The sequence below is a fragment of the Bacillus sp. Cr_A10 genome (assembly GCF_029222665.1).
Classification (GTDB): Bacteria; Bacillota; Bacilli; order Bacillales_A; family Planococcaceae; genus Psychrobacillus.
In genome coordinates this window covers 78,463-100,347 of sequence record NZ_JARHXR010000001.1, presented here as the reverse complement: position 1 = coordinate 100,347, position 21,885 = coordinate 78,463, and the positions used below count along the sequence as shown (strand labels likewise).

Below are 21,885 nucleotides of genomic sequence, written 5' to 3'. Positions count from 1 at the left end.
TGGCCTAAGTTTATCTACGAAAGTGACGAAACAACCATTCTTTCAGGCCCTGTGGTTGATCAGGCTGCGCTACATGGCTTACTGAGGATAGTGCGTGATCTTGCCTTGCCATTGATTTCGGTCAATCAAATTGAACTTAAACAGGTGAACGTGTTGGTAGCTAATATCCAAACCAAGAACAATCATTCGACAAAGGAGAAAAACTCATGAACGCCAATCGCAAGACCGCAGTGGTTCGACAAATAACTAAATCAAAGGAGAACAAAATGAAGATTACAACCTCAAAACTCATCCAATGGGCTGGTTTAACAGCTATGCTGGCAGGGTGCCTTTTCATAGTCATTCAGATTATCCATCCAGCTGATATTCTTTCGTCAGTCACCACCGAAAGATGGGCAATCGTCCACTACTTGAGCATCGTCATGTGCCTCTTCGGCATGCTCGGCATTGCGGGGATCTACGCTAGGCAAGTGGAAGAGGCAGGTTGGCTTGGTCTGATCGGCTATCTCATGTTTAGCCTCTTTTATGCACTCACATTGGGCTTTAACTTCACTGAAGCATTTATCTCGCCATTGTTGCTGACCGAGGCACCAAGGGTCGTTGAGACTTTCTTGGCACTCGCCAGTGGGTCTACCGGCGAGGTGAACATTGGGGCTCTCGCAGGTGTTTATACGCTAGTAGGGGTACTGTATATGATCGGGGGACCGCTGTTTGGTTTGGCGATGCTCCGCGCCGGTATCCTACCGCGCTGGGCGACAGGCTTGTTTGCCTCTGGAGGGCCAGTATCGGCCATCGTGGTTTCACTGCTCCCACACCCGCTCGACCGGATAGCGGCGGTACCGCTTGGGATAGGTCTGGCCTGGTTGGGATACGCGCTCTGGTCTGAACGACGAGAGAATGCATCGAAATCCATTCCTAGCATAGAAGCTTCCAGCTCCAATAATCTGTAGCTGAGAGCAATCCGCCGAGTGAACTCAGCCGAGCTGTATTGAATGGTGCGGGATGGGTGATAAAGCTAGCTGTAGCCGAATGGACTGTTCGAAAAAGGTCAACCCCCTCTAGCCACTACGGAATCAGCCAGTGTTTCCCAGCTCCAATGAGGTCAGCCTAAAGGAAAGCGGTTTTACAGGCTATCAGAGTTTGGATCTTTGAAAGCAATAGAATAAGGATGAGTTCCGCCAACATTTTTCTTATTTATCCGTGTATCAATGAATTGGAGGAGACAAAATGAAAGCTATTGTGTATAAGAAGTACGGTTCGCCTGATGTTCTTCAACTGGAAGAAGTAGAAAAACCTATTCCAAAGGAAAATGAAATACTGGTAAAAGTAAAAGCGACAACCGTAACAATGGCAGATATTCGGGCACGGAGTTTCAAGGTTCCTCTTTCTTTTTGGCTGTTTGCTCGGATAGCGCTTGGTTTTAAAGGTCCCAAAAAATCTATATTGGGAATGGAATTAGCTGGTGAAGTTGAGTCAGTAGGTAAAGATGTCACACTGTTTAAGGAGGGTGACCATGTTTTTGCAGCATCTCTAGAGGGTTTTGGTGCTTATGCTGAGTATAAGTGTCTCTCAGAAAGTGGACCAGTAAGTCTTAAACCCTCCAATATAACTTTTGAGGAAGCAGCAGCTATTCCAATTGGAGCACGGACAGCCTTGTTTTTTCTTAGAAAAGCTAACATTCAACGCGGACAAAAGGTCCTTGTCTATGGAGCTTCAGGAAGTGTAGGAAGTTATGCTGTACAGATTGCCAAGTACCTAGGAGCACATGTTACAGGGGTATGCAGTACAGCAAATTTAGAATGGGTGAAATCTTTGGGAGCTGATCAGTTAATTGATTATACGTCGGAAGATTTTTCGAGTGATAGTGAGGCTTATGATGTTATCTTTGAAGCTGTAAACAAGACTTCTTTCTCAGCATGTATGAAATCTTTAAAGAAGGTTGGCACTTATATAAATATTAATGAACCGTTACCAAGTGCACGAATGCTATGGACTAAATTAACTAGCAACAAGAAAATAATATTAAGCCAAAATTCACCTGAAACTTCGGAAGCTCTAAACTACCTCAAAGAACTCGTGGAGGCAGGGAAATTAAAAGTGGTGATTGACCGAACTTATCCACTTGAAGACATAGTTGAGGCTCATAGGTATGTCGAGAAAGGTCACAAGAAGGGAAATGTCATCATAAATTTAGAAAAAACAAAGTTAAATAAGAACACTAAACAGAATTAATATATAAAGAAACCATTTAGAACCTATCTTTTAAATGGTTTTTTATATTGTTTCTTAATGTAAGTGGTAATGTCGTTATTGTTAGCCTATCGTCCCATCTTATCTTACAAAATGGTGTAAGACTAGCATGAACGTGGTACGATACAAAAAGAGGTGAATCCAAATGAATGGACAAAATAGAAAAGATATAAAACCAGGCTTAGAAGTGTACATAATATTAAAAAAAGACCAACGTACAGGGGAAAAAACTCGAGGAGTCGTGAAAGATTTATTAACGAATGCCTCCTTCCATCCACATGGAATTAAAGTACGATTAGAGGATGGACAAATAGGTAGGGTTTGTGAAATTATAGGATAAATCAGAAATAGGAAAGGAAGATTACAAGAAATGGATGTAGAATCACAAATATTATCATGGTTTCATCACTTTCATGAAAATCCGGAAATAAGTTGGAAGGAATATGAAACGACTAACAAGCTTGCAGAAATCCTAGATGAGCTTAATATTCACTATCGCCGATTTGATGATGTAACTGGATTACTAGCAGAGATCGGTGAAGGCGAAGAAGTGATAGCAGTTCGAGCAGACATTGATGCACTATGGCAGGAAGTAGATGGGGTATTTCGAGCAAATCATTCATGTGGACATGACGCAAATATCTCCATGGTACTTGGTGCTTTATTGTTACTCAAAGATGAAAAATTATATAAGCGTATCCGATTTATCTTTCAGCCAGCAGAGGAAAAAGGCAATGGCGCAAATGCGATGATTGACAGAGGAGCACTAGAGGATGTTACTCATCTATTTGGTGTGCATTTACGACCTATTGAAGAACTTCCGTTTGGAAAAGTCTCACCTGCAATTCATCACGGAGCGGCAATGTTTTTAGAAGGACAAATTAAGGGAGTAGATGCACATGGTGCTAGGCCGCATCAAGGGAAAAATGCAATTGATGTAACAGTTGCTATCCACCAAGTATTAAAAAATATCTACTTCTCACCATTTGAGTCATACTCTGCGAAGTTAACAAAGATACAAGCTGGTGGCGAAAATGCGAATATTATTCCTGGTAATGCTTCGTTTTCGATAGATGTTCGAGCTGCTAAAAATACTATTTTATTTCAAATGAAAGACCAAATAGATAGAAATCTAGATGCTTTACAAAAACTATTTGATATAGAAATTGAGTGGGAGTGGCAAGATATAACACCTGGTGCGGAGGTTTCACCTGAAGCTGCTCAAATAGCAAGAGAAGGGATCATTCATGTACTGGGAGAAGACAAACTGGCAGATGAAGTAATTACCTCCGGAAGCGATGATTTCCATTTTTATACGATTAGATATCCTGAATTAAAAGCTGCCATGATAGGTATTGGATCAGATCTTTCTCCGGGATTACATCATCCAAATATGACGTTTAATCATGACTCGCTATTATTAGGTGCAAATGTTCTGGCGGAAACGCTTTCAAGAATATCTAAAAACTATTGACGTGACAATCATTTGGCATTATTATTAGCCTATTAACGACTATTAACGACTATTAAACGTCAATTAAGAATTGTCAAAATAATATGACAAGGGGGAAATGGGATGGAAGAAAAGAAAAATGCTGTAGCAAAAAAAGAAATGTCTTTACTTTGGGCGATCACTCCTTTATTAGTAATGATTGCAGTAATGATAGTAACAATTGTTGTTTTAGAACAAGGGCCACATATTCCATTAATTATTGGAACAGCAGTAGCAGCGCTTGTTGCATGGAAGCATGGATTTAAATGGGATGATATTGAAGAAATGATGTACAAGGGGATTAAACTTGCTTTACCAGCTGTAGTTATTATTATTTTGGTAGGTTTAATCATAGGAGCTTGGATTGGTGGCGGAGTAATTGCTACGATGATTTATTATGGACTTAAAATAATTACACCAGCCTTTTTCTTAGTGACAATTTGCGTTATTTGTATGATTGTTTCTTTAGCAATTGGTAGTTCTTGGTCAACGATGGGAACTGTCGGTGTTGCTGGGATGGGTATTGGATTAAGCATGGGAATTCCTGCTCCAATTATAGCAGGTGCGGTTATTTCAGGTGCTTATTTTGGAGACAAAATGTCACCGCTATCTGATACAACAAATCTAGCAGCAGGTCTTACTGGCACAGGACTATTTGTGCATATTAAACATATGTTTTATACAACTATACCTGGGATAATCATTGCTCTAACTGTCTACGGTTTTCTCGGTACGAAATACAAAGCAAGTAACCTTGATCAAGGCAGTATTCAAGAAACGATATCTATGTTAGAAAAAAGCTTTGTTATTTCTCCCTGGTTGCTATTGATACCGGTTGCGCTAATTGCGCTTGTAGTGATGAAAGTTCCGGCAATTCCAGCACTTGTCGTAGGGTTTATTTTAGGGACTTTAGCGCAAGTATTTGTACAAGGTGGCTCTCTTGCGGAAGCAATTGGAGCACTTCAAAGTGGATATGTTATTGAGTCTGGAAATGCTATGGTAGATGATTTATTTAATCGTGGTGGATTAGATTCCATGATGTATACGGTTTCCATGACACTGGTTGCAATGACGTTCGGGGGAATACTCGAATATTCGGGAATGCTCCAATCGATTATGAATCAAATTCTTAAACTAGCAAAATCAGCAGGTACACTAGTAGCAGCAACGATTGTAGCTTGTTTCACGACAAATGCGACTTGCTCAGAGCAATATATTTCAATCGTTGTTCCTGCTCGTATGTTTTCAAAAGCTTACACGAAAATGGGCTTACATTCAAAAAATCTATCCCGGGCATTAGAGGATGGAGGGACACTTACTTCTGTCTTTATTCCTTGGAATACATGTGGAGTGTTTATTCTTGGAACTCTAGGTGTAGGTGCATTTGAGTATGCGCCATATGCAATTTTAAACTATGTTGTGCCACTATTATCTATTTGTTATGCGATGACAGGCTTTACGATCCAAAAGTTAACACAAGCAGATATTGCAGAAATCAACAAAAGAGAAGCTTCATTAGAGTCATAAGAAAAAAGGAAAGTTCAGCAAAAGTGAACTTTCCTTTCTTTACAATTTGTCTGAACTTCTTATAAGTATGTAGGGAAATTCAACTCGTAAATGGCACGTGGTCGACCCTGTTGGTAGGTCATTTCTTCCCCAGTAATTCGAGCATAATCATTATCTACGAGCTTTTTTAAGATTCGTTCAGTTGTGCGTCTACTAACTTGTAAATAGACCTCTAAATCATATGCAGTAAATTCAACGGAAGTGCGTGAACGACTGAACTGCATTATTTTGGAGATATTAGCTGGACTTAATGTTGTTTCTTTAGCTAACTTAGCTATTTTAGGTTCATTCGTTTTCAGATGTACCTTCTTTTGATTGTTTGGGAAAGGTCCTAATAATTCTTTCGTATCCGTTATCACATAAGCGGAGTTTTCTGTTGTATAGGTAAGAGCATCCTTTGCATTTTTCATAGCTTCTACAACTGTCTTACCGAATCCAAAGGCAATCTTAAGTGGAGAGGAAGAAAGCTCAAACCAAGTGTCTATATAGTTGTTTACAAAAGCTTTTTGAACGTCACCCTGAGTTGAATAAAGCATGTATAAATCCTTTTCACCCTTAGTAAAACTTGCTTGAATAGAACTTGATATTTTCTTTAATGTATCATCTGATATTAATTTATCGTCAATTGTTTGAATAAATCCAACAGCAATTTTAGCTGATTGGCTTTTTGCAAGAAGAGCCATCGATTTTGTTTCTTCGAGTCCCTTTATTATAGAACTTTTAGGGTCAATCATACGAATGACCGATAGATTATTTTCGCGCAAGTGCTGATAAACAGCATGAATACTTGTTATCGCAAGGCTCACTTCACCATTTTTTTGCAAATTGGCATGAAAAGCAACAACTTCTTTCAAATCAAAAGTAGGATCAATTTTCATCATAAACGGATATTCATCCATTTGGCCAATATCCTCTAGAACATGTTGTACACTTTGTGGCTCGATCAAGTCGATTGAAAGCTTTGATACTGGAATGGAGCTGGAAAAACCAATAGATAAAAGTGTTGTAGCAATAGCAGTTTCGTCTTGACGAAGATAATGAGAAGGAATAGGCAGTTGTTCTCTCGCATCCTTAGTGTAAACATACGGAAGTGACCCGGAAAAAAATATTGCATCACATGGTTTTATCGTTGGTATTATGGCTACTGCATCAATCGGCGTCTTGTACATATAATAATCCATATGGATAGAAGGTAGCTCAACTTCCAAATGTTTTAAACGTTCGATAAAATTATAAGAACCTAAGACTGCAATCCGGGTAACCATGCTTCCACCTCATTTTTTTATTTTTTAAGCGACTATTTAACGACAACTATAAACAACTATTTAATTTTTGTAAAGAAGAAAGGAAGATTTAGATGAAAATAAAAGAAATTGAAATATATGCCATTAGATTACCATTAATAGAACCATTTATCATTAGTTATCATACGTATAAAGATATGCCATCAATTATTGTAAAGTTAACAACCGATGATGGTTTAATAGGATACGGAGAAGCCGTAGCAGATGAGCATGTAACAGGTGAGACTTGGGAAAGTACATATGCCATATTGAAGAATACATTAGCACCATTGTTAATCGGAGAAAACCCAATGGAATTTGAACGTTTACATGAAAAGATGGACAAAGCAGTCTATCAAACACCAGCAGCAAAGGCAGCAATCGACATTGCTTGCTATGATGTTGTAGGTAAAAAACTAGGGGTGCCGGTATATCAGCTACTTGGCGGACGCTATCACGAGAAGTTTCCTATTACACATGTATTAAGCATTGGAACACCAGAATCGATGGCAGAAGAAGCGGAAAAACGTATGAAGGAAGGCTATTCATCGTTTAAAATGAAAGTAGGCACAGAAGTTCAAGCTGATGTAAAACGTATTCAAGCAGTTCGCGCGAAGGTAGGATACGAGATCGCAATACGTGTAGATGTGAACCAAGGCTGGAAAAATAGTTCGAACACTATTACTGCTATGCGTCAATTAGAGACTACGGGCTTAGATTGGCTAGAGCAACCGGTAGTTGCAGATGACTTCAATGGCATGGTAGAGATTAAAGAAAAAACAAGCACGCCACTAATGATGGATGAAGGTCTAAGGGGCTTTCGAGATATGCGCGAATTAATCGAGAAAAAAGCTGCACATAAAGTTAATATTAAACTAATGAAATGCGGTGGTATTTATCCAGCAATGAAACTTGCGCATATGGCAGAAATGGCCGGTATCGAATGCCAAATAGGCTCAATGGTTGAATCCTCCATAGGATCAGCTGCAGGTTTTCATGTAGCATTCTCTAAAAAAACATTTACGAGTGTAGAGTTAACTGGCCCTTTAAAATTTTCTAAAGATGTCGGGAATCTACAATATGATGTTCCTTTTATTAAATTAAATGAACGTCCAGGATTAGGTATAGAAGTTGATGAAGCAATTTTACAAGAGCTAACAGAGTATTCCACAAAAGTAACAAAGTAAGAGGAAGTGTTTTTATGAAAGAATGGAATGGAATGCTTGGGGACAAAGAATATGTAGTCCGAGTATTAACAAAAGACAGTATAGAAGATATTTTAAGCATTCAAGAAATTGTTTTAGAAACGCTCGAAAACAATGATTTTTTATCGCCAGTAACAAAGGAAGAATTTGAAGATTCTATCTCGAATCACCTAATGGTAGGGGTTTTTGTAGAAAAGGAATTAATCGCATTCCGTGCATTGGCAATTCCAGAAATAGACGAACATCATTTAGGTTATGATATTGGTCTTACTACAGAGCAACTGGACAGTGTCGTCTATCAAGAAATCACAAATGTCCTTCCTAATTACCGAGGCTTTGGTTTGCAAAAAAGACTTGGAGCAATTGTTATGGAGCTTTTAGATGCCTCTCCATATACACATGTGTGCGCAACGGTAGCGCCATTTAATATTGCAAGCTTAAAGGATAAGCTAAGCCAAGGAATGGTAATTGGTGCATTAAAAAATAAGTATGCTGAAATGCTGCGCTATGTATTTTATAAAAAGTTGCACGAAGACCGTGAAGTAAGTAATGAAGTTTTAGAAATTAATATGGGTGACATAGAAAAACAACAACAGCTACTTACAGAAGGTTGGATTGGAACAAGTATTTTGTATAAAGATGATGACTGGTATGTAACGTACGAGAAAAAAGGAACGTATTTATAAGTTTAATCAACTAAATCTATAGGAAAGCACTTAGTGTAAAAATACACTAAGTGCTTTTTTATCTTGAAAAGTATTGAGCTAAAGTTATTATTACCTACCATGCTGAATGTATTGTTATTAGCGAATTCCAGAAGAATGGTAAGCACTTACCTAATAGTGTAGGAGGATAGCTCCCGAAATTGCATCTTCTGGAGCTTACAAAATGAATAGGATAGCATCTATTCTTTCATTATCCAAAAAGCTATGAATACGTCTCCAAAAGTTGCAGGAGGGCAACGGACAGACGACTGCCACAAGATTATCGAAAAGAGGGGAGGGTCATGACGTTAGTCACGACCCTCCCCATCAAAAATTCACACGATAACGATGTAGCTCAAGTCTGTCCAAAGCACTCCAGAAACCATTGAAAACAGGTATGTTTTTAAAGGCTCGATTAGCACTTTTCTAACCCTCTATTCAGTCAAATGTATGAAGTCCAATCAAGACCTATGACTGAATCCGAAACTGGCAATTTCCATTATAGTGAAAATATAAGGAGAGCTAAGGGGTGAAATAGGATGAAAAATTTATATAACGATTCTCGTTTTCGTTTAATTATATGTGCGAATATTGCTTCATCTATTGGATCTGGGATAACGATGATCGCTATTCCATGGATGCTCGTATCAAGTGAAAATGGAAATGCTGTATTTGGATATGTATCCATAGGGATGACTATTATTAGCTTTATCATTACACCGTTTGTTGGTAATTTAGTGGATAAAGTATCTAGAAAAACCTTGCTATTAACAAGTGAAGTTGTATGTCTTATTCTCCTATTATTTTTTGCGATGATTGGATTTGTTGGTTTATCGTATGAAATATGGCATTTTACTATCATTTATATCATTGGAAGCTTATACTACACAATTTTCTATCCAACTATGTTCGCATTAAATCAAGAAATCTTTAAAAAGGATCAATACAAATCCTTAAATGGAATAATGGAAGTGCAAGGACAGCTCTCAAGCATGATTGCTGGGGGGATAGCTAGTGTTTTATTGTTGAAGTGGGATTTGCACTATATTTTATTATTGGATGTATTATCTTATGGAGCAGCTATTTATTATTACATGAAACTTCCTTATGTACGGGCTAAGGTGAATAAAACCGGTAAAGTGATAAAGTCTAAAGCGAGTGATGGACTTACATATATGTTGAAGCATCCAATAATGTTTGTATTTCTCGTGTTCTCATTTATGCCGTTTATCGGAGTAATGCTTACAAATTACTTATTTCCAGTTTATCTTGTAGATATACTAAAGGCTGATGCAAGTGTGTATGGATTAGAAGGGATGATTTATGCGATGGGAGCAGTTGCCGCTGGAATGTTTGTTCCCACACTTGCAAGGAGGGCAGGAAATGAAAAGACCATTATTTTTGGAGTGATTACTTATACAATAGCTATTTCATTGATTGTATTTGTAAACCTTCCTGTATATCTTTCACTGATGTTTTTCCTGGCGTTAGGAAATAGTGGTGCAAGGGTTGCAAGAAACTCTTTCTTAATGGACAATATTCCGAATGACATAATAGGTAGAGTGGATAGTCTGTTCCGATCCATTGGATTATTACTCCGAATTGTGTTGCTTGCTATATTTACAGGAATGGTATCTTCCGGTTTAATTGTTCTTTGTATGGTTGTTCTTAGTAGTTTATTAGTTATTTCTTCTATCTTCGTTATCTTCTCTTGGAAAAAAGGGTTTGATACGAATGGAAGGAGTATTAACCTTATGCTAAAATCGGATATTATTTATCCAGAAAACACCAAGTAAATTTATTTACTGGGTGTTTTTCCTTCTACTCAACAACCAAAGTTTCCTGAAACCATTTTGCCTTTCATCCGTATAATAACTAGGCAAAAAAGAGGAAGAAGGATGAGGATTATGACGTTTGTATTTATAATTTCGGCAGTGGTGGCAGTGCTAACTGGGTTAATAATCATACCATGGACAGCTAAGAGGAAGGATACGATGTCTTCCTTTATTGGTCTGGCGGTTTTAACGTTTATTGTGTTAGCGGTAGTATACTATATAACGAATTTGGATCGAAACTGGACAGCTTTATGGCCTTGGCTTGTACTTGTCACTTTAGCAGGGACGTTACTTTCTAAAGGGAAAGAGCAAAAAGCAAAAGGTTTATTATTCTTAGGAAGTTTAGTAGTTGCCATTTTCATGTTGTCCGCTCCAGTTTGGAATGCAGATGAAAAATTTGAAGTAGCGAAAATGGATGAGAAAGTGGAAATCGAAGCTTTTGATGAGACTAAAACACCTGCAAGTGTTCCACCCAAATTTGCACGTAATAAAATGAAAAAAGCGTTTGGGCAAGTACCAAATACTAGCTACTACGAGTTAGGAAATTTACAAATTCAAAAAGTACAAGAGGAATATGTCTATATAGCTCCCGTAGAATTTTCAGGATTTTTTAAATGGATCAATGGAGATGTTACTCCTGGGTATTTCACGATGAGCGCAACAGATTCATCTGACAATCCGAAGTTTGTAAAAGCAGAAATGAGCTATACACCTTCATCCTACTTGCACAAAAACCTAGAAAGACGTATTCGTATGGAACATCCGACAAAGATTTTTTATGGAGACCCACAATTGGAAATCAATGAGGATGGAAAACCTTATTATATCCGTTCTTATGGGCAGTTCGTCTCTGCACGAAACGGCTTTGAAGTAGAAGGGATTGTTGCAGTAGATCCTGCTACAGGTCAAACGGATTCATATAGTTTAAAGGAAGCCCCGGCATTTATTGATGGCGCAGTATCCCCAGAAACCGTTAGTTTGCAAAATGGTTACTACGGGAAGTATGTTCATGGTTTTATTAACAGTATTTTTGGTAAAAAAGATGTGAAATTGCCTTCGGATGAAGGTACAGAAGCAAATGTAAGTCCAATCTTCGGTGAAGACGGTCAAATGTATTACTTTACAGACTTTACAAGTCCAAAAGAAGGCGTCGATTCGATGCTTGGTTATTCCTTAACAGACGGTCGGACTGGCGAAGCAACTTATTATACTGGAAATCTGGAAGAGTCCTACATGGATTCTCAGGGTGCACTTCAAATAATAGAAAAGAAATTTATTGAGAAGAAATGGACTGGTGAAATGCCTGTATTGTACAATTTTTACGGGGAAGCTAGTTGGTTAACACCGGTATTGGATTCGAATGGATTTTTGCAAAATTACTTTATTGTCTCTGCTGCGAATCCGGAAATCTCGGTGTATGGCAACACACCTAACGAAGCTCTAAAATTGTACAAAACAGCTATTCAACGAGGTGGTAGTTCGGTGGATGGAAGCTCAAATGCAGAGGAAAAATCAGTAACTGGTTCAGTCGTTCGAGTATTTAAAGAACGAGTAGGTGATTTCACTCAAGTTTCTTTCCTTCTAAATAATAAGGAAAACTATATTGTATCTTCAGAAGTAGCTCCACTTGCAGTTTATTTGCAGGAAGGAGACTCCGTCCAAGTAAAATATTTAAACACTGGAGAACTGTTTCTACCTGTAAAAGAACTAACTATTCAAGGAATTGAGAGTAACTAAGGTGTTCCGTTTAATACTTAACAATTTTTAAGCACTGCAAAACGCAGTGCTTTTCTTTTTGTTATAAATGGTTCAACTTGAACTCTTTCAAGAGAATAGAAACCATTAGTTTGTGTCTAAAATGTGAACGACGTTATTGTTATGAGATAAAAATGTCTTGAAATATAGAGTTTTTTTTTGATATAGTTACAAACAGACCGGTTGGTATGGTGGAGGTGTACTACGGAAATGGATACAAAATCGCTGATAATCAACATCGCGACAACGCTTTTCCAACAAAAAGGATATAAAGGTACTGGATTAAACGAAATATTAAAAGCATGTGATATTTCAAAAGGCTCGCTTTATCATCACTTTCCAAATGGAAAAGAAGAATTACTAATCGCTTGCCTTCAATCTTTGAATGAAGAGATTACGAAGGATATCGTGGACATTTTTGATCGTTATCCAACAACACAAGAAGCAACAATAGCAATGATTTCAAAATTAATTGATAGTTTTGAGACGGATGGAACCCTTACTGGATATACATTTAGCAGTATGGTTAGCGAAATGGCTTCGTTAAGTGATCCAGTTAGAAATGCATGTGCTCAGTTGTATCAAGAAATACAAGATATTTATATGGAGAAATTAGTAGCAGATGGATTTTCTAAAGATAAGGCTCAGTCAATTGCACTTATGATGACGGCTTCAATTGAAGGTGGAATGATGCTTTGCTTAACTCAAAAAGCATCTGAGCCACTAAAAGTTATTTCGCAACTATTACCAAAAATGCTTTAGAGGAGTTTTATTAAGTGAATAAAGAATATAAGACAGGTCCTATAATGGCGGCTCTTTTAGTAGCTGGCTTTGTAGGACTTTTTAGTGAAACGGCTTTAAATATTGCCTTAGGTGATTTAGGACAAATATTTGATGTGAAGCCTACAACAGTTCAATGGTTAGCGACAGGTTATTTCTTAACACTAGGTATTTTAATACCAGTAACAGGGATCTTGATGCAAAAATTTACGACACGCCAGATGTTTATGACATCTATTCTATTAACCATTATTGGTACAATTCTAGCTGCAATATCACCTTCATTCAGTTTTTTATTAGTAGGGCGTATTATTCAAGCGGCAGGGTTAGCAATTAATTTACCTTTAACACAAAATGTTATTTTTACAATTTTCCCTCCAAATAAACGAGGAGCCGCAATGGGTATTATGGGCTTAGTTATGTTAGCAGGTCCAGCATTAGGTCCAACAATAGCAGGACTTATATTAGATACACTATCTTGGGAATGGATTTTCTGGGTTCAAGTACCATTCTTACTCTTCTCTCTAATATTCGGGATTATTTACTTGCCTAACGTAAATGAGGTACGTAAAGTTTCGATTGATATATTATCGGTCGTTCTTTCAACAATAGGCTTCGGTGGTATCGTATACGGATTTAGTGTATCTGGTGAAGCTGGTTGGACTAGTGCAACGGTTCTTGGTGCAATCATCGTAGGTATTATTGCAATCGCTCTATTCTGTGTCCGTCAGATAAAGATGGAGACTCCCGTAATGAATTTAAGAGCATTTAAGTACCCACTGTTCATTCTTGGTGTCTTTATGAGTTTTATTACATTCTTCAACATGTTGTCAATGCTTGTTATTTTACCAATGTATATGCAAATGGCATTATTAATCGCGGCATTTACAACAGGTCTGATACTACTACCCGGTAGTTTACTTAACTGTATATTAGCGCCTATCATTGGTGGCCTATTTGACAAATATGGTCCGAAAGCAGTTATAACTCCTGGTACTATTTTGGTGGCACTTGGTTATTTAATCTATGCACAATTTGGTACAGATACGGCGTTATGGATGGTTGTTGTAACTCATATAATCATGATGTTAGGTATCGGTGCGGTGCTTGCAGCTACACAAACTAACACATTAAACTCTCTTCCGAAAAAGTACTATCCAGATGGAATAGCTATTACACAAACAATTCAGCAAGTTGCTGGTGCTATTGGTATTGCAGTAATGGTTTCGATATTTGCGTCCAAACAAGGTAGTTACTTAGCGACAGTTGGTGATGATTTGTCTGCAGCCGCAGCAACAGGATCATCATTTGTATTTAAAGTCGGTTTAGCATTTGCAGTGGTTAATGTTATTTTGTCTCTATTCATGAAAAAGCCAAAAGAGGTAAAATGATAATTTAATATGAAGGTTAACATTATTTTATAAGGAGATTATGACAAATGGCAGATCATTATAAAAGTATTTTAGTAGCTGTAGATGGTTCAAAAGAAGCGGAATATGCATTTCAAAAATCAATAGATGTTGCACATCGTAACAAGGGATCTATATTAAACATAGTAAATATAATTGATACTCGTTCATTCGAAGCATACGAACGATCTATTTTCGATACTGCACAAAAATAGTCAGAGGAACTTTTAAATGGCTACAAGGCAAGAGCAGAGGCTGAAGGTGTTGAAAATGTAAAGATAGTAATCGAATATGGTTCTCCCAAAAGTATAATTACTAATGAGCTTACAAACTTAGTTGAAGCCGATTTAATAATTTGTGGTGCAACTGGGCTAAATGCAGTTGAACGTTTTTTAATTGGTTCCGTGTCTGAAGCAATCGTACGTTCAGCTAAATGTGATGTTTTAGTAATTCGTACACCTGAGTGAGTGATTGTTTGTCCTTAATTGGACATTCTCCTTTTACAAAAACTATAATTTTTAATAATAAATCAACATTTAGCTAACTTTCGTAGAAGTATACTTCTACGAAAGTTTTTTATAGAAATAGTAATAGTGTGTGAAACGATGAGTGTAATAATAAGGAATTGGAAGACTATTGTTGAATAAAGAAGAGCAACCTTAGACTATGCATTTATGCACGTTCAAAAAGTTAAAGAATGGTACGAGAAAAATGGTGGTAGAGAATATATTTTTCATGAGTATATATTAGAAGTTAGGAACGAAGCATTAGTGTCCACTCTAAATAAGGAATTTTGAAAACTAAACTCTAAATATACAAAATCCCACACCTCTACTATGAGGTGAAGTGCGGGATTCTTTTATTTTTGGATTATATTTCTTCTTGGAAATAGATTTTATAAAACTTTCGATTGGTTGCTTCATCATATCCAACCTCAATCAATTCATGTACTTGCTCGATATTACGTACGTTAACCTGAATTTCAATATTGGAGTCAAGTTTAATTTTACGATTGTAACCTTTTTCCGCCTTTGCAATTGCACTCTCAGAAATAACAGTTTCGTATGGTTTTACCGTATTTACGATAATATCTTTTTGTACCGAATCCGCTTTTTCAAATACCGTATCGATATAGTCGGTTACTTGGAATTCTTCTTCATTTCTAAAATAATCGAGCGTTTTGTTTAAAAAACCTAATTTCTCGGTATTTGTAAAACTCTCTTCTTTTAAAATATATTTTTTACACTCGGTTAATGCTAAATTTGTTTTATGATAATGTTCATCCGCTACTTTAATTTTTAAAAAGCGTTCTTGCCAATAGACAACATCTTCTTTCTTTTTTGTTTTCATAAAGACTATAGGTGCTTCGTCTGCCCCCATATCTATGATTACAGCCATATTATTTGTTTTCTTAACATTAATACCGTCGATTCCATTCACAATCATTTTGTTTTGCTCGTTTTTTACATCTAAAAACATTTCTTTTTCATCAATTTTTACAATAGCGAGTACTCTTTTAACCTCTGTATGCCATATACAATTTTCGAATAATCCAATGAACAATTCTCCACTTTTAATATTAGGATGTTGCGATGAACTATGTAAGTGAGTGGCAATATTCTTTGATTGTTCAAGGAAACTATTCTCTTGATCGAAAATAAACTTAACGTATGTATATACTTCATTTAATCCAATATCTGTTTCATGAAAAAATTCATAATGCTGCCCCAAATCGATTTTGCTAAATGCTAATTGCGTAAAGGCTGCCTCTAGCATAATCTCTGGATTAGCGAATGCCTCTTCTCCCAAGACAAGTGTATCGCCTACATAATGAGCGACATACTGTGCTAACTTACTTTCATTTACTTCTAGCATTGTCTTCACCTTCTAATCTTTAGTTGTAGATAATTTACCATATCATACTCCGTACAATAATTTCATGTGTTTTTCTAATAGAAATGATTATTTTCATATGTAACATATTCCTTTGAATAAAGAATGAATCTCAAGCGAGCCATTGGCAGACTGGTTGAAGGAGTAAAATAGCGACAAAAAGAGGCATCCAAATGTACAGCTAATTGGATGTCTCTTCGAGGTTTTATTATCGTTAAAAACCCTGTCTATTATTCGTGCGAAAAAAACGATCAAGCAACTTATTATACTCTTCCTTTTTCTCTAAGATTGGTAAATGTCCACAGTTATCAAATATGACGAGTTCTGCTTTTGGCAAAAAGCCTTTGGTTAAATAGATGTTAATTAAGGGGTTTATTTCATCGTATTTACCTCCGATAATTAAAGTTGGAACTTTTACAAAGGGTAATATTGGTAGATAATTAGATTGGATTGCTGACAGAGCTGACACGATATAAGGCTCTTTACGAATAAGAAACATTTTCTTTGCCGCTTCAATGAGCGTGGATTCCTTTTGATAGAGACATTTTTTTGCAGTGTACGTTGTATAGTCGTCACTTGATGTCAGTTGTAGGTTCTTAACTCCTTTCATAACAGTTAATTGTCCTAAAAATGACGGGGCATAAGAAAATGTATTAGACAAAACCATGGATAGGACACATTCTTTTTTTTGTTTGTAAATTTCTTGTACGACTAGACCTCCCATGGAGAGACCGCAAAAGTGTGCTTTTTTTATATTTAATGAATCTAAAAGTGATAAAATATCTTCAGCAAAATTGGCAATGGAAATATTATTGGTTATTTCAGATTCTCCGTGTCCACGCAGGTCAGGTATTATTAATCGATAATTGGAAGAGAGGTTGAATTGGTTTACCCATGATTCTTTTTTACTCCCTAAGCCATGAATTAGTACTACAGTTTCACCTTTGCCAATGTCCAAGTAATAGATGATGCAACCCTCCTTTACTACAGATTCTAGTTCAATCGTGAATTCTGATTGTTTCTATTTTATTCAGAGGAAAGAAGAAGGCTACTTTTAAGAATGTGAAGAACACTTTCAGAGGGACGTCATTTTGTCTTTTTGCTGAAATCCGATACAATAGTATGTAGAGTATTTGATTGTGAAATGGAGGACTAGTTGTGCGTGAAAGAGCGGCTTTACAAAAAGAAGCAATGGACATGCTAAAAAAAACAAGTAGAACATTTTATATCCCAATCACCTTTTTAGATCCGACACTTAAAAAGGCGGTTGCTTCTGCTTACTTGTGTATGCGTGCGATAGATGAAATTGAGGACCATGAATCACTAGGGCATAACGAGAAACAACAATTATTATTAGCTACAAGCAAAATGCTGTTGAATGATGATTTTAATTCAAAAGAATACGAAGAGCTAGTTGCCCCTTTTAACAACATACTACCTGAGGTATCGATTAGACTGGGGGACTGGATAGAGATTTGCCCTACAGATTTAGTTGAAACAGTAAAAGCCTACACCGGTGAAATGGCAGAAGGAATGGCTAAATGGGTAGGGAAAAACTGGCAAGTAAAAACCAAAGAAGATTTAGACGAGTATACATATTATGTAGCTGGATTAGTTGGGGTAATGTTATCGGACTTATGGAAGTGGAATGCGGATATAGATACAGATCGTGAGCTTGCTATAGCATACGGACGAGGTCTACAGGCAGTAAATATTTTACGTAATAAAGAAGAAGATAGTGAACGAGGAGTTCAATTTTTTCCAGAAGGTTGGACTCGAGCGGATATGTTTGATTATGCTGAAGGAAATTTGGCTAAAGCTGATAAGTATATCAAAAGTATAAATCGTCGCAGTATCTTATTATTTTGTAAGCTGCCACTCGCCCTTGCACATAAAACGTTAAAAGCATTAAAAAGTGGAAAAGAAAAAATGTCTCGAACAGAAGTCGAAGCTACGGTAGAAGAAGTACAAGCAGAGGTTAATTAAAACACAGAAAATCCCAAGTAGAGTATGGTCTCTTCTTGGGATTTGGTTTTTGTAAAATCTTTTTTTCTATTGTGTAAGACGTTAATAAGCGTACCGTATGCTGTTCTTCATCAAGTGTGCATTCTCTAAACAAGGTAGAGAACCTCCAAATTCTTCCTCGGGAAGGTGCAAAATCATTTCAACTTGTTCCTGTATAAACGGTTGAAGTTCATGGAGAATTTTTTTACCATCTACTTGTTTTAATGGGATTCCTCCCAATCCGTTTTGAACAAGTGAAGAAATAATAGCAAATAAATAAAAGGATAAAGTTCTTTCTAGTTCAATCTCTAATTCTGTACTTACAATCGCAAAAATAATGGTCGTATGTCCATGTAACTCATTTGAAGTTATTTTGTTTTCATATAATTTTAGGGAATCAAATGGATACAATTGTTTCGTAACTTGTATGAGCAGACGTCCCATTTTCTTGTTGCCTTCACGTATTTCTCTAGAACTTGCAAGGTTGAATAATTCTTGATCAATTTGTTTGATCTTGTTAAATTGCTGATTTTCAATTGCTTCATATGCTAACCGACAAGCTAGCCCCTCCGTGTAGCTAAACTGAGTTTGTAATTGTTGCTTCATTCCAAATAAAAAAGTTTCTTTATTCATTGTTTTTGCCTCTTGTAAAAACGTTTTCAGAGCAAGGGAATGTGTGAAGACGCCTAAGGGGAAATTAGAATCAAAAATTTGCAGTAAGTGTATCAATTTATTACTCATGAGAGTACCGTGTAAATTTATATTTCTGATTTACTTTCCACCTTGTACAAACAAATGCTAAGCCGTGAAGTAATTTTTCGACTAAAAAAACAATCTTCATCTAGAAATCCTCCTATCCAATTAATACATGAAAGAAACAAATATTTTGATGTAAGGAAATGTAACATCATTTTATAATTCATTATACATAAATCCTTGTATTAATCAAATTTATTCTGAAAATCTTAGTATTATTATTAAAAAGTGAAAAGAATGCGTTAAGTTTTCTAACAATATCTTTTGTTCCTGTTAGAATAAAGACAAAAAAACACTGCCCTTTTAATTGAACTCTAGGACAGTGCTATTTTATCTAAATAAATTATTTAGCTCTTATAAATAAAACCTTCAAATAATTACCCTCTTTAAATAAAGGAGAAGTCTTAAAGTCACTTGGAAGGGAAAATTCTTCTTCAATGATGTATTTTCGATTGCTTTCTTTAAAAGCCTTTTCTACAAAGCTTTTGAATTTCTTCATTCCAAAAGTCGCGTTGTTAGTAGAAGCAACGATTACACCACTTTTTTCAGTAATTGCAATCGCATCTTTTAATAAGTTTGTATAATCTTTAGAAGAGCTGAAAGTGTATTTTTTTGATCGAGCAAAGCTTGGAGGATCTAAAATAACAACATCAAAGGATAATTCCTTGCGTTTTGCATATTTAAAATAATCAAATACATCCATTACAATAATATCTTGTTTTTCTACATCGATACCGTTTACTTCAAATTGCTCGGTTGTTTTGCCGAGGCTTCGTTTTGCCAGATCGACACTCGTTGTTTTCGTTGCACCACCTGCTGCGGCGAAAACGGAAAAAGCACCTGTATAGGAAAATGTGTTAAGCACGGTTTTTCCTTTGGAATAAACCTCTCGAATCTTTTTACGAACATCTCGCTGATCGAGGAACACACCAACCATTGCTCCGTCATTTAAGTAAATGGCAAAGTTCAGCCCGTTTTCTTTTACTATTAAAGGGAATTCTCCGCGTTCACCCTTCACAAAATCATCGTCTTCTAAATATTGACCCTTTGTATCAAATCGTTTCTTTTCATAAATGCCTTTATATGAAACAGACGCCTCTAATGCCTCTAGAATCATTTCTTTAAAGGAGTATATCCCTTCACTATACCAACTAATAACATAATAACCATCAAAGTAATCAATGATTAAACCACCAATTCCGTCTCCTTCCCCGTTAAAAACACGGAATGCGGTAGTTTCAGAGCTATTGTAAAAATTATCTCGATGTTTGATGGCTACTGCTATTTTCTTTTGAAAAAATGCAGTATCGATTATCTCGTTTTCATTTTTGGTAAGTAGCCAGCCGATTCCCTTATTTTGTTTTCCTACATAGCCCTTACCTAGAAACTTACCAGCTGGATTCTGTAATTTCATTATAGAACCTTCTTCTAAATTGTCAGTATCCTTGAATGCATCTTTATATAAAATCGGAACACCCTTTTGCAATTCCTGAGCAAGTGTATCATTTATTTTCATATTTATTTCTTTTTGCATTATAGTCATCCTTAAGCTTCGTTTTTGTTTATTATCCCACACGAAGGCATTTTTAAAAAGTAAGGTGATAAATTAGGGTAAGAAAAGCTGTACATTTGTTGATATGTATAAGTGCGAAATATAGACTTTCGATATTTCCTACACGAGACAATATATTGAAATTTAATTTCATACTTAAGATGTATCTATCTCATCCTTTGTAACTTTTAATCAAACTTTTTTAAACGAGTACACTTCTTACAGAAAGTTGTTGAAGTATGATTATGAGATGGAAAATAGGGAATAAATATAATCGAGGATTTTTCTCGGCCACTTTGTTCCTCTTATATAACCTCACAAACAAAACCTCCGAGCAAAATACAATTTTGGAAGGAGAATGGTTCCAAATGAATTGGTATGAAAAGCTCAATCAATACTTTCCAGTCGACGAAATGAAATCACGGGTGCATATGGAAACACTTTTAGCTGATAAAGGAAATGTGTATATAAAAGATGAAAGTCCAAAGCACGTATTAATGTACGTTGAATTTGAAAACTTTATCTTTGTGGATTATTTATTTGTTTCTAAGGAAGCTCGTGGAGAAGGTCTTGGCCGGAAATTATTGAATCAATTAAAAGAAAAAAATAAAGTCATTTTATTGGAAGTAGAACCCATTAACTATGATGATACAGATTCAGAAAAGCGACTTAGATTTTATGCACGTGAAGAATTTAAGCACGCCACGCGCATTGGTTACACACGTCGCTCCCTCGCTACAGGTGAAAATACCGTTTTGGAAATTTTATATTGGTCCCCATCTGATGAAGATGAATCAGTAATTTACGAAGCCATGAAATGGACGTATGAAAACATCCACACGTATAAGGATGAGCACTTTTATGGTGATTCCTATGACCCGTCTCATGAAGTATTAGTGTTTAATGAAGAGGGTAAGAAAAATATGTTGAAGTCATACTGACAAGAGAGAAATAGTATAAGTAGACATAGATATACTAGGGGTATAAAATGCGCAATTCCCAACACTTGAATGGGGATTGCGCATTTTTGCGGTAAGCGTACATCTGTATTCTAATCCTCTCCACCTGAAGTCTTATGGTACAATATACTTTACGTATATACAGAGGAAGGAAGTAAACTGTGAAAAAATCAAAAGTAATCGTGCCGATTATGATTGTCGTAGCAGTATTAGCAACAATCATGCTAAACCAAGACGAATATAATGAAGTAACCACTATAAACAAAATACTTATTATTGTTGGCGCTGCCATTGTGTCATCCATTATAGGATATTTCTTACTTGGAGTGGACGTAGATAAAGTAGACCCAAAATCAAACGACTATGAAGTGAAAAGCAAGAAGGGAAACAGAAAATAATCTGTTTCCTTTTTGTGTTAGTAGGAACGTTTCCAATACTGAGC

Annotated in this window: 19 protein-coding genes and 2 pseudogenes; 16 read left to right on the top strand and 5 right to left on the bottom strand. The window is 36.3% G+C overall.

The genetic code is table 11. The features are described from left to right. Positions 1-206 precede the first annotated feature (206 nt). The 5 genes from P2Q73_RS00520 to nhaC all read left to right on the top strand — a co-directional run bounded on the left by P2Q73_RS00520 (position 207) and on the right by nhaC (position 5,269). Positions 207-950, top strand: a complete 744-nt coding sequence (locus tag P2Q73_RS00520) for a hypothetical protein (RefSeq protein ID WP_275782736.1) — start codon at positions 207-209, stop codon at positions 948-950. A 277-nt stretch (positions 951-1,227) separates the two neighbouring features. Continuing rightward, positions 1,228-2,232 carry an NAD(P)-dependent alcohol dehydrogenase gene (locus P2Q73_RS00515; protein ID WP_275782734.1) on the top strand — a complete coding sequence of 335 codons (1,005 nt, stop codon included), beginning with the start codon at positions 1,228-1,230 and terminating at the stop codon, positions 2,230-2,232. Between the two features lie 163 nt (positions 2,233-2,395). Next, on the top strand, positions 2,396-2,590 hold the full coding sequence (locus P2Q73_RS00510; RefSeq protein ID WP_056828989.1) for a YwbE family protein: 195 nt from the start codon (positions 2,396-2,398) through the stop codon (positions 2,588-2,590). 30 nt (positions 2,591-2,620) lie between these two features. Beyond that, entirely contained in the window at positions 2,621-3,724 is a 1,104-nt protein-coding gene (locus P2Q73_RS00505) for a M20 peptidase aminoacylase family protein (protein ID WP_275782728.1), read from the top strand. A gap of 102 nt (positions 3,725-3,826) precedes the next feature. Next, positions 3,827-5,269 carry a Na+/H+ antiporter NhaC gene (gene nhaC, locus P2Q73_RS00500; protein WP_481747123.1) on the top strand — a complete coding sequence of 481 codons (1,443 nt, stop codon included), beginning with the start codon at positions 3,827-3,829 and terminating at the stop codon, positions 5,267-5,269. 59 nt (positions 5,270-5,328) lie between these two features. On the opposite strand, the gene P2Q73_RS00495 is transcribed toward nhaC, so the two are convergent. Next, a complete protein-coding gene (locus P2Q73_RS00495) occupies positions 5,329-6,573 on the bottom strand; it encodes a transcriptional regulator (protein WP_275782725.1) in 1,245 nt (414 codons plus the stop codon). 92 nt (positions 6,574-6,665) lie between these two features. Between P2Q73_RS00495 and P2Q73_RS00490 the strand changes: the two genes are divergently transcribed. From P2Q73_RS00490 to P2Q73_RS20310, 8 genes and pseudogenes are all read left to right on the top strand, one after another. Further along, positions 6,666-7,778: a mandelate racemase/muconate lactonizing enzyme family protein gene (locus P2Q73_RS00490; RefSeq protein ID WP_275782722.1), complete on the top strand. Its 1,113-nt coding sequence runs from the start codon at positions 6,666-6,668 to the stop codon at positions 7,776-7,778. A 14-nt stretch (positions 7,779-7,792) separates the two neighbouring features. Beyond that, positions 7,793-8,482, top strand: a complete 690-nt coding sequence (locus P2Q73_RS00485; RefSeq protein ID WP_056828981.1) for a GNAT family N-acetyltransferase — start codon at positions 7,793-7,795, stop codon at positions 8,480-8,482. Between the two features lie 557 nt (positions 8,483-9,039). Continuing rightward, a complete protein-coding gene (locus tag P2Q73_RS00480; protein ID WP_275782718.1) occupies positions 9,040-10,296 on the top strand; it encodes an MFS transporter in 1,257 nt (418 codons plus the stop codon). 111 nt (positions 10,297-10,407) lie between these two features. Continuing rightward, positions 10,408-12,072 carry a hypothetical protein gene (locus P2Q73_RS00475; RefSeq protein WP_275782715.1) on the top strand — a complete coding sequence of 555 codons (1,665 nt, stop codon included), beginning with the start codon at positions 10,408-10,410 and terminating at the stop codon, positions 12,070-12,072. Between the two features lie 228 nt (positions 12,073-12,300). Further along, positions 12,301-12,852, top strand: coding sequence for a TetR/AcrR family transcriptional regulator (locus P2Q73_RS00470; RefSeq protein WP_275782712.1), 552 nt, complete (start codon positions 12,301-12,303; stop codon positions 12,850-12,852). A 44-nt stretch (positions 12,853-12,896) separates the two neighbouring features. Then, positions 12,897-14,261: a DHA2 family efflux MFS transporter permease subunit gene (locus P2Q73_RS00465; protein WP_275782845.1), complete on the top strand. Its 1,365-nt coding sequence runs from the start codon at positions 12,897-12,899 to the stop codon at positions 14,259-14,261. Between the two features lie 47 nt (positions 14,262-14,308). Further along, positions 14,309-14,746 (top strand): annotated as a pseudogene (locus tag P2Q73_RS00460) (universal stress protein). Positions 14,747-14,956: 210 nt separating this feature from the next. Beyond that, positions 14,957-15,076, top strand: a pseudogene (locus tag P2Q73_RS20310) (pyridine nucleotide-disulfide oxidoreductase); the annotation flags it as partial. Positions 15,077-15,149: 73 nt separating this feature from the next. On the opposite strand, the gene P2Q73_RS00455 reads toward P2Q73_RS20310, so the two are convergent. Together P2Q73_RS00455 and P2Q73_RS00450 are read right to left on the bottom strand one after the other, a co-directional pair. Beyond that, a complete protein-coding gene (locus P2Q73_RS00455) occupies positions 15,150-16,154 on the bottom strand; it encodes a nucleoid-associated protein (RefSeq protein WP_275782709.1) in 1,005 nt (334 codons plus the stop codon). A 232-nt stretch (positions 16,155-16,386) separates the two neighbouring features. After that, a complete protein-coding gene (locus P2Q73_RS00450) occupies positions 16,387-17,130 on the bottom strand; it encodes an alpha/beta fold hydrolase (RefSeq protein ID WP_275782706.1) in 744 nt (247 codons plus the stop codon). Positions 17,131-17,330: 200 nt separating this feature from the next. Here P2Q73_RS00450 and P2Q73_RS00445 point away from each other — a divergent pair, with 200 nt between their 5' ends. Further along, positions 17,331-18,158 carry a phytoene/squalene synthase family protein gene (locus P2Q73_RS00445; protein WP_275782703.1) on the top strand — a complete coding sequence of 276 codons (828 nt, stop codon included), beginning with the start codon at positions 17,331-17,333 and terminating at the stop codon, positions 18,156-18,158. An 81-nt stretch (positions 18,159-18,239) separates the two neighbouring features. On the opposite strand, the gene P2Q73_RS00440 is transcribed toward P2Q73_RS00445, so the two are convergent. After that, positions 18,240-18,809 (bottom strand): urease accessory protein UreF, encoded by a 570-nt coding sequence (locus P2Q73_RS00440; RefSeq protein WP_275782700.1) that lies wholly within the window; start codon positions 18,807-18,809, stop codon positions 18,240-18,242. A 466-nt stretch (positions 18,810-19,275) separates the two neighbouring features. Next, positions 19,276-20,466 (bottom strand): class I SAM-dependent rRNA methyltransferase, encoded by a 1,191-nt coding sequence (locus P2Q73_RS00435; protein WP_275782698.1) that lies wholly within the window; start codon positions 20,464-20,466, stop codon positions 19,276-19,278. A 386-nt stretch (positions 20,467-20,852) separates the two neighbouring features. On the opposite strand from P2Q73_RS00435, the gene P2Q73_RS00430 reads away from it, so the two are divergent. Both P2Q73_RS00430 and P2Q73_RS00425 read left to right on the top strand, forming a co-directional pair. Further along, positions 20,853-21,425, top strand: a complete 573-nt coding sequence (locus P2Q73_RS00430; RefSeq protein ID WP_053591006.1) for a GNAT family N-acetyltransferase — start codon at positions 20,853-20,855, stop codon at positions 21,423-21,425. A 179-nt stretch (positions 21,426-21,604) separates the two neighbouring features. Then, the gene (locus tag P2Q73_RS00425; protein WP_275782694.1) at positions 21,605-21,841 is read left to right on the top strand and encodes a hypothetical protein; all 237 of its coding nucleotides are present in this window, start codon (positions 21,605-21,607) and stop codon (positions 21,839-21,841) included. The last annotated feature ends 44 nt before the right edge of the window (positions 21,842-21,885 follow it).

Coding starts and splice junctions, on each gene's coding strand:
- P2Q73_RS00515 (WP_275782734.1), top strand. CDS start 1,228: ATGAAAGCTATTGTGTATAAGAAGTACGGTTCGCCTGATGTTCTTCAA.
- P2Q73_RS00440 (WP_275782700.1), bottom strand. CDS start 18,809: ATGAATAAAGAAACTTTTTTATTTGGAATGAAGCAACAATTACAAACT.
- P2Q73_RS00480 (WP_275782718.1), top strand. CDS start 9,040: ATGAAAAATTTATATAACGATTCTCGTTTTCGTTTAATTATATGTGCG.
- P2Q73_RS00505 (WP_275782728.1), top strand. CDS start 2,621: ATGGATGTAGAATCACAAATATTATCATGGTTTCATCACTTTCATGAA.
- P2Q73_RS00475 (WP_275782715.1), top strand. CDS start 10,408: ATGACGTTTGTATTTATAATTTCGGCAGTGGTGGCAGTGCTAACTGGG.
- P2Q73_RS00430 (WP_053591006.1), top strand. CDS start 20,853: ATGAATTGGTATGAAAAGCTCAATCAATACTTTCCAGTCGACGAAATG.
- P2Q73_RS00490 (WP_275782722.1), top strand. CDS start 6,666: ATGAAAATAAAAGAAATTGAAATATATGCCATTAGATTACCATTAATA.
- P2Q73_RS00510 (WP_056828989.1), top strand. CDS start 2,396: ATGAATGGACAAAATAGAAAAGATATAAAACCAGGCTTAGAAGTGTAC.
- P2Q73_RS00470 (WP_275782712.1), top strand. CDS start 12,301: ATGGATACAAAATCGCTGATAATCAACATCGCGACAACGCTTTTCCAA.
- P2Q73_RS00495 (WP_275782725.1), bottom strand. CDS start 6,573: ATGGTTACCCGGATTGCAGTCTTAGGTTCTTATAATTTTATCGAACGT.
- P2Q73_RS00455 (WP_275782709.1), bottom strand. CDS start 16,154: ATGCTAGAAGTAAATGAAAGTAAGTTAGCACAGTATGTCGCTCATTAT.
- P2Q73_RS00435 (WP_275782698.1), bottom strand. CDS start 20,466: ATGCAAAAAGAAATAAATATGAAAATAAATGATACACTTGCTCAGGAA.
- P2Q73_RS00520 (WP_275782736.1), top strand. CDS start 207: ATGAACGCCAATCGCAAGACCGCAGTGGTTCGACAAATAACTAAATCA.
- nhaC (WP_481747123.1), top strand. CDS start 3,827: ATGGAAGAAAAGAAAAATGCTGTAGCAAAAAAAGAAATGTCTTTACTT.
- P2Q73_RS00485 (WP_056828981.1), top strand. CDS start 7,793: ATGAAAGAATGGAATGGAATGCTTGGGGACAAAGAATATGTAGTCCGA.
- P2Q73_RS00465 (WP_275782845.1), top strand. CDS start 12,897: ATGGCGGCTCTTTTAGTAGCTGGCTTTGTAGGACTTTTTAGTGAAACG.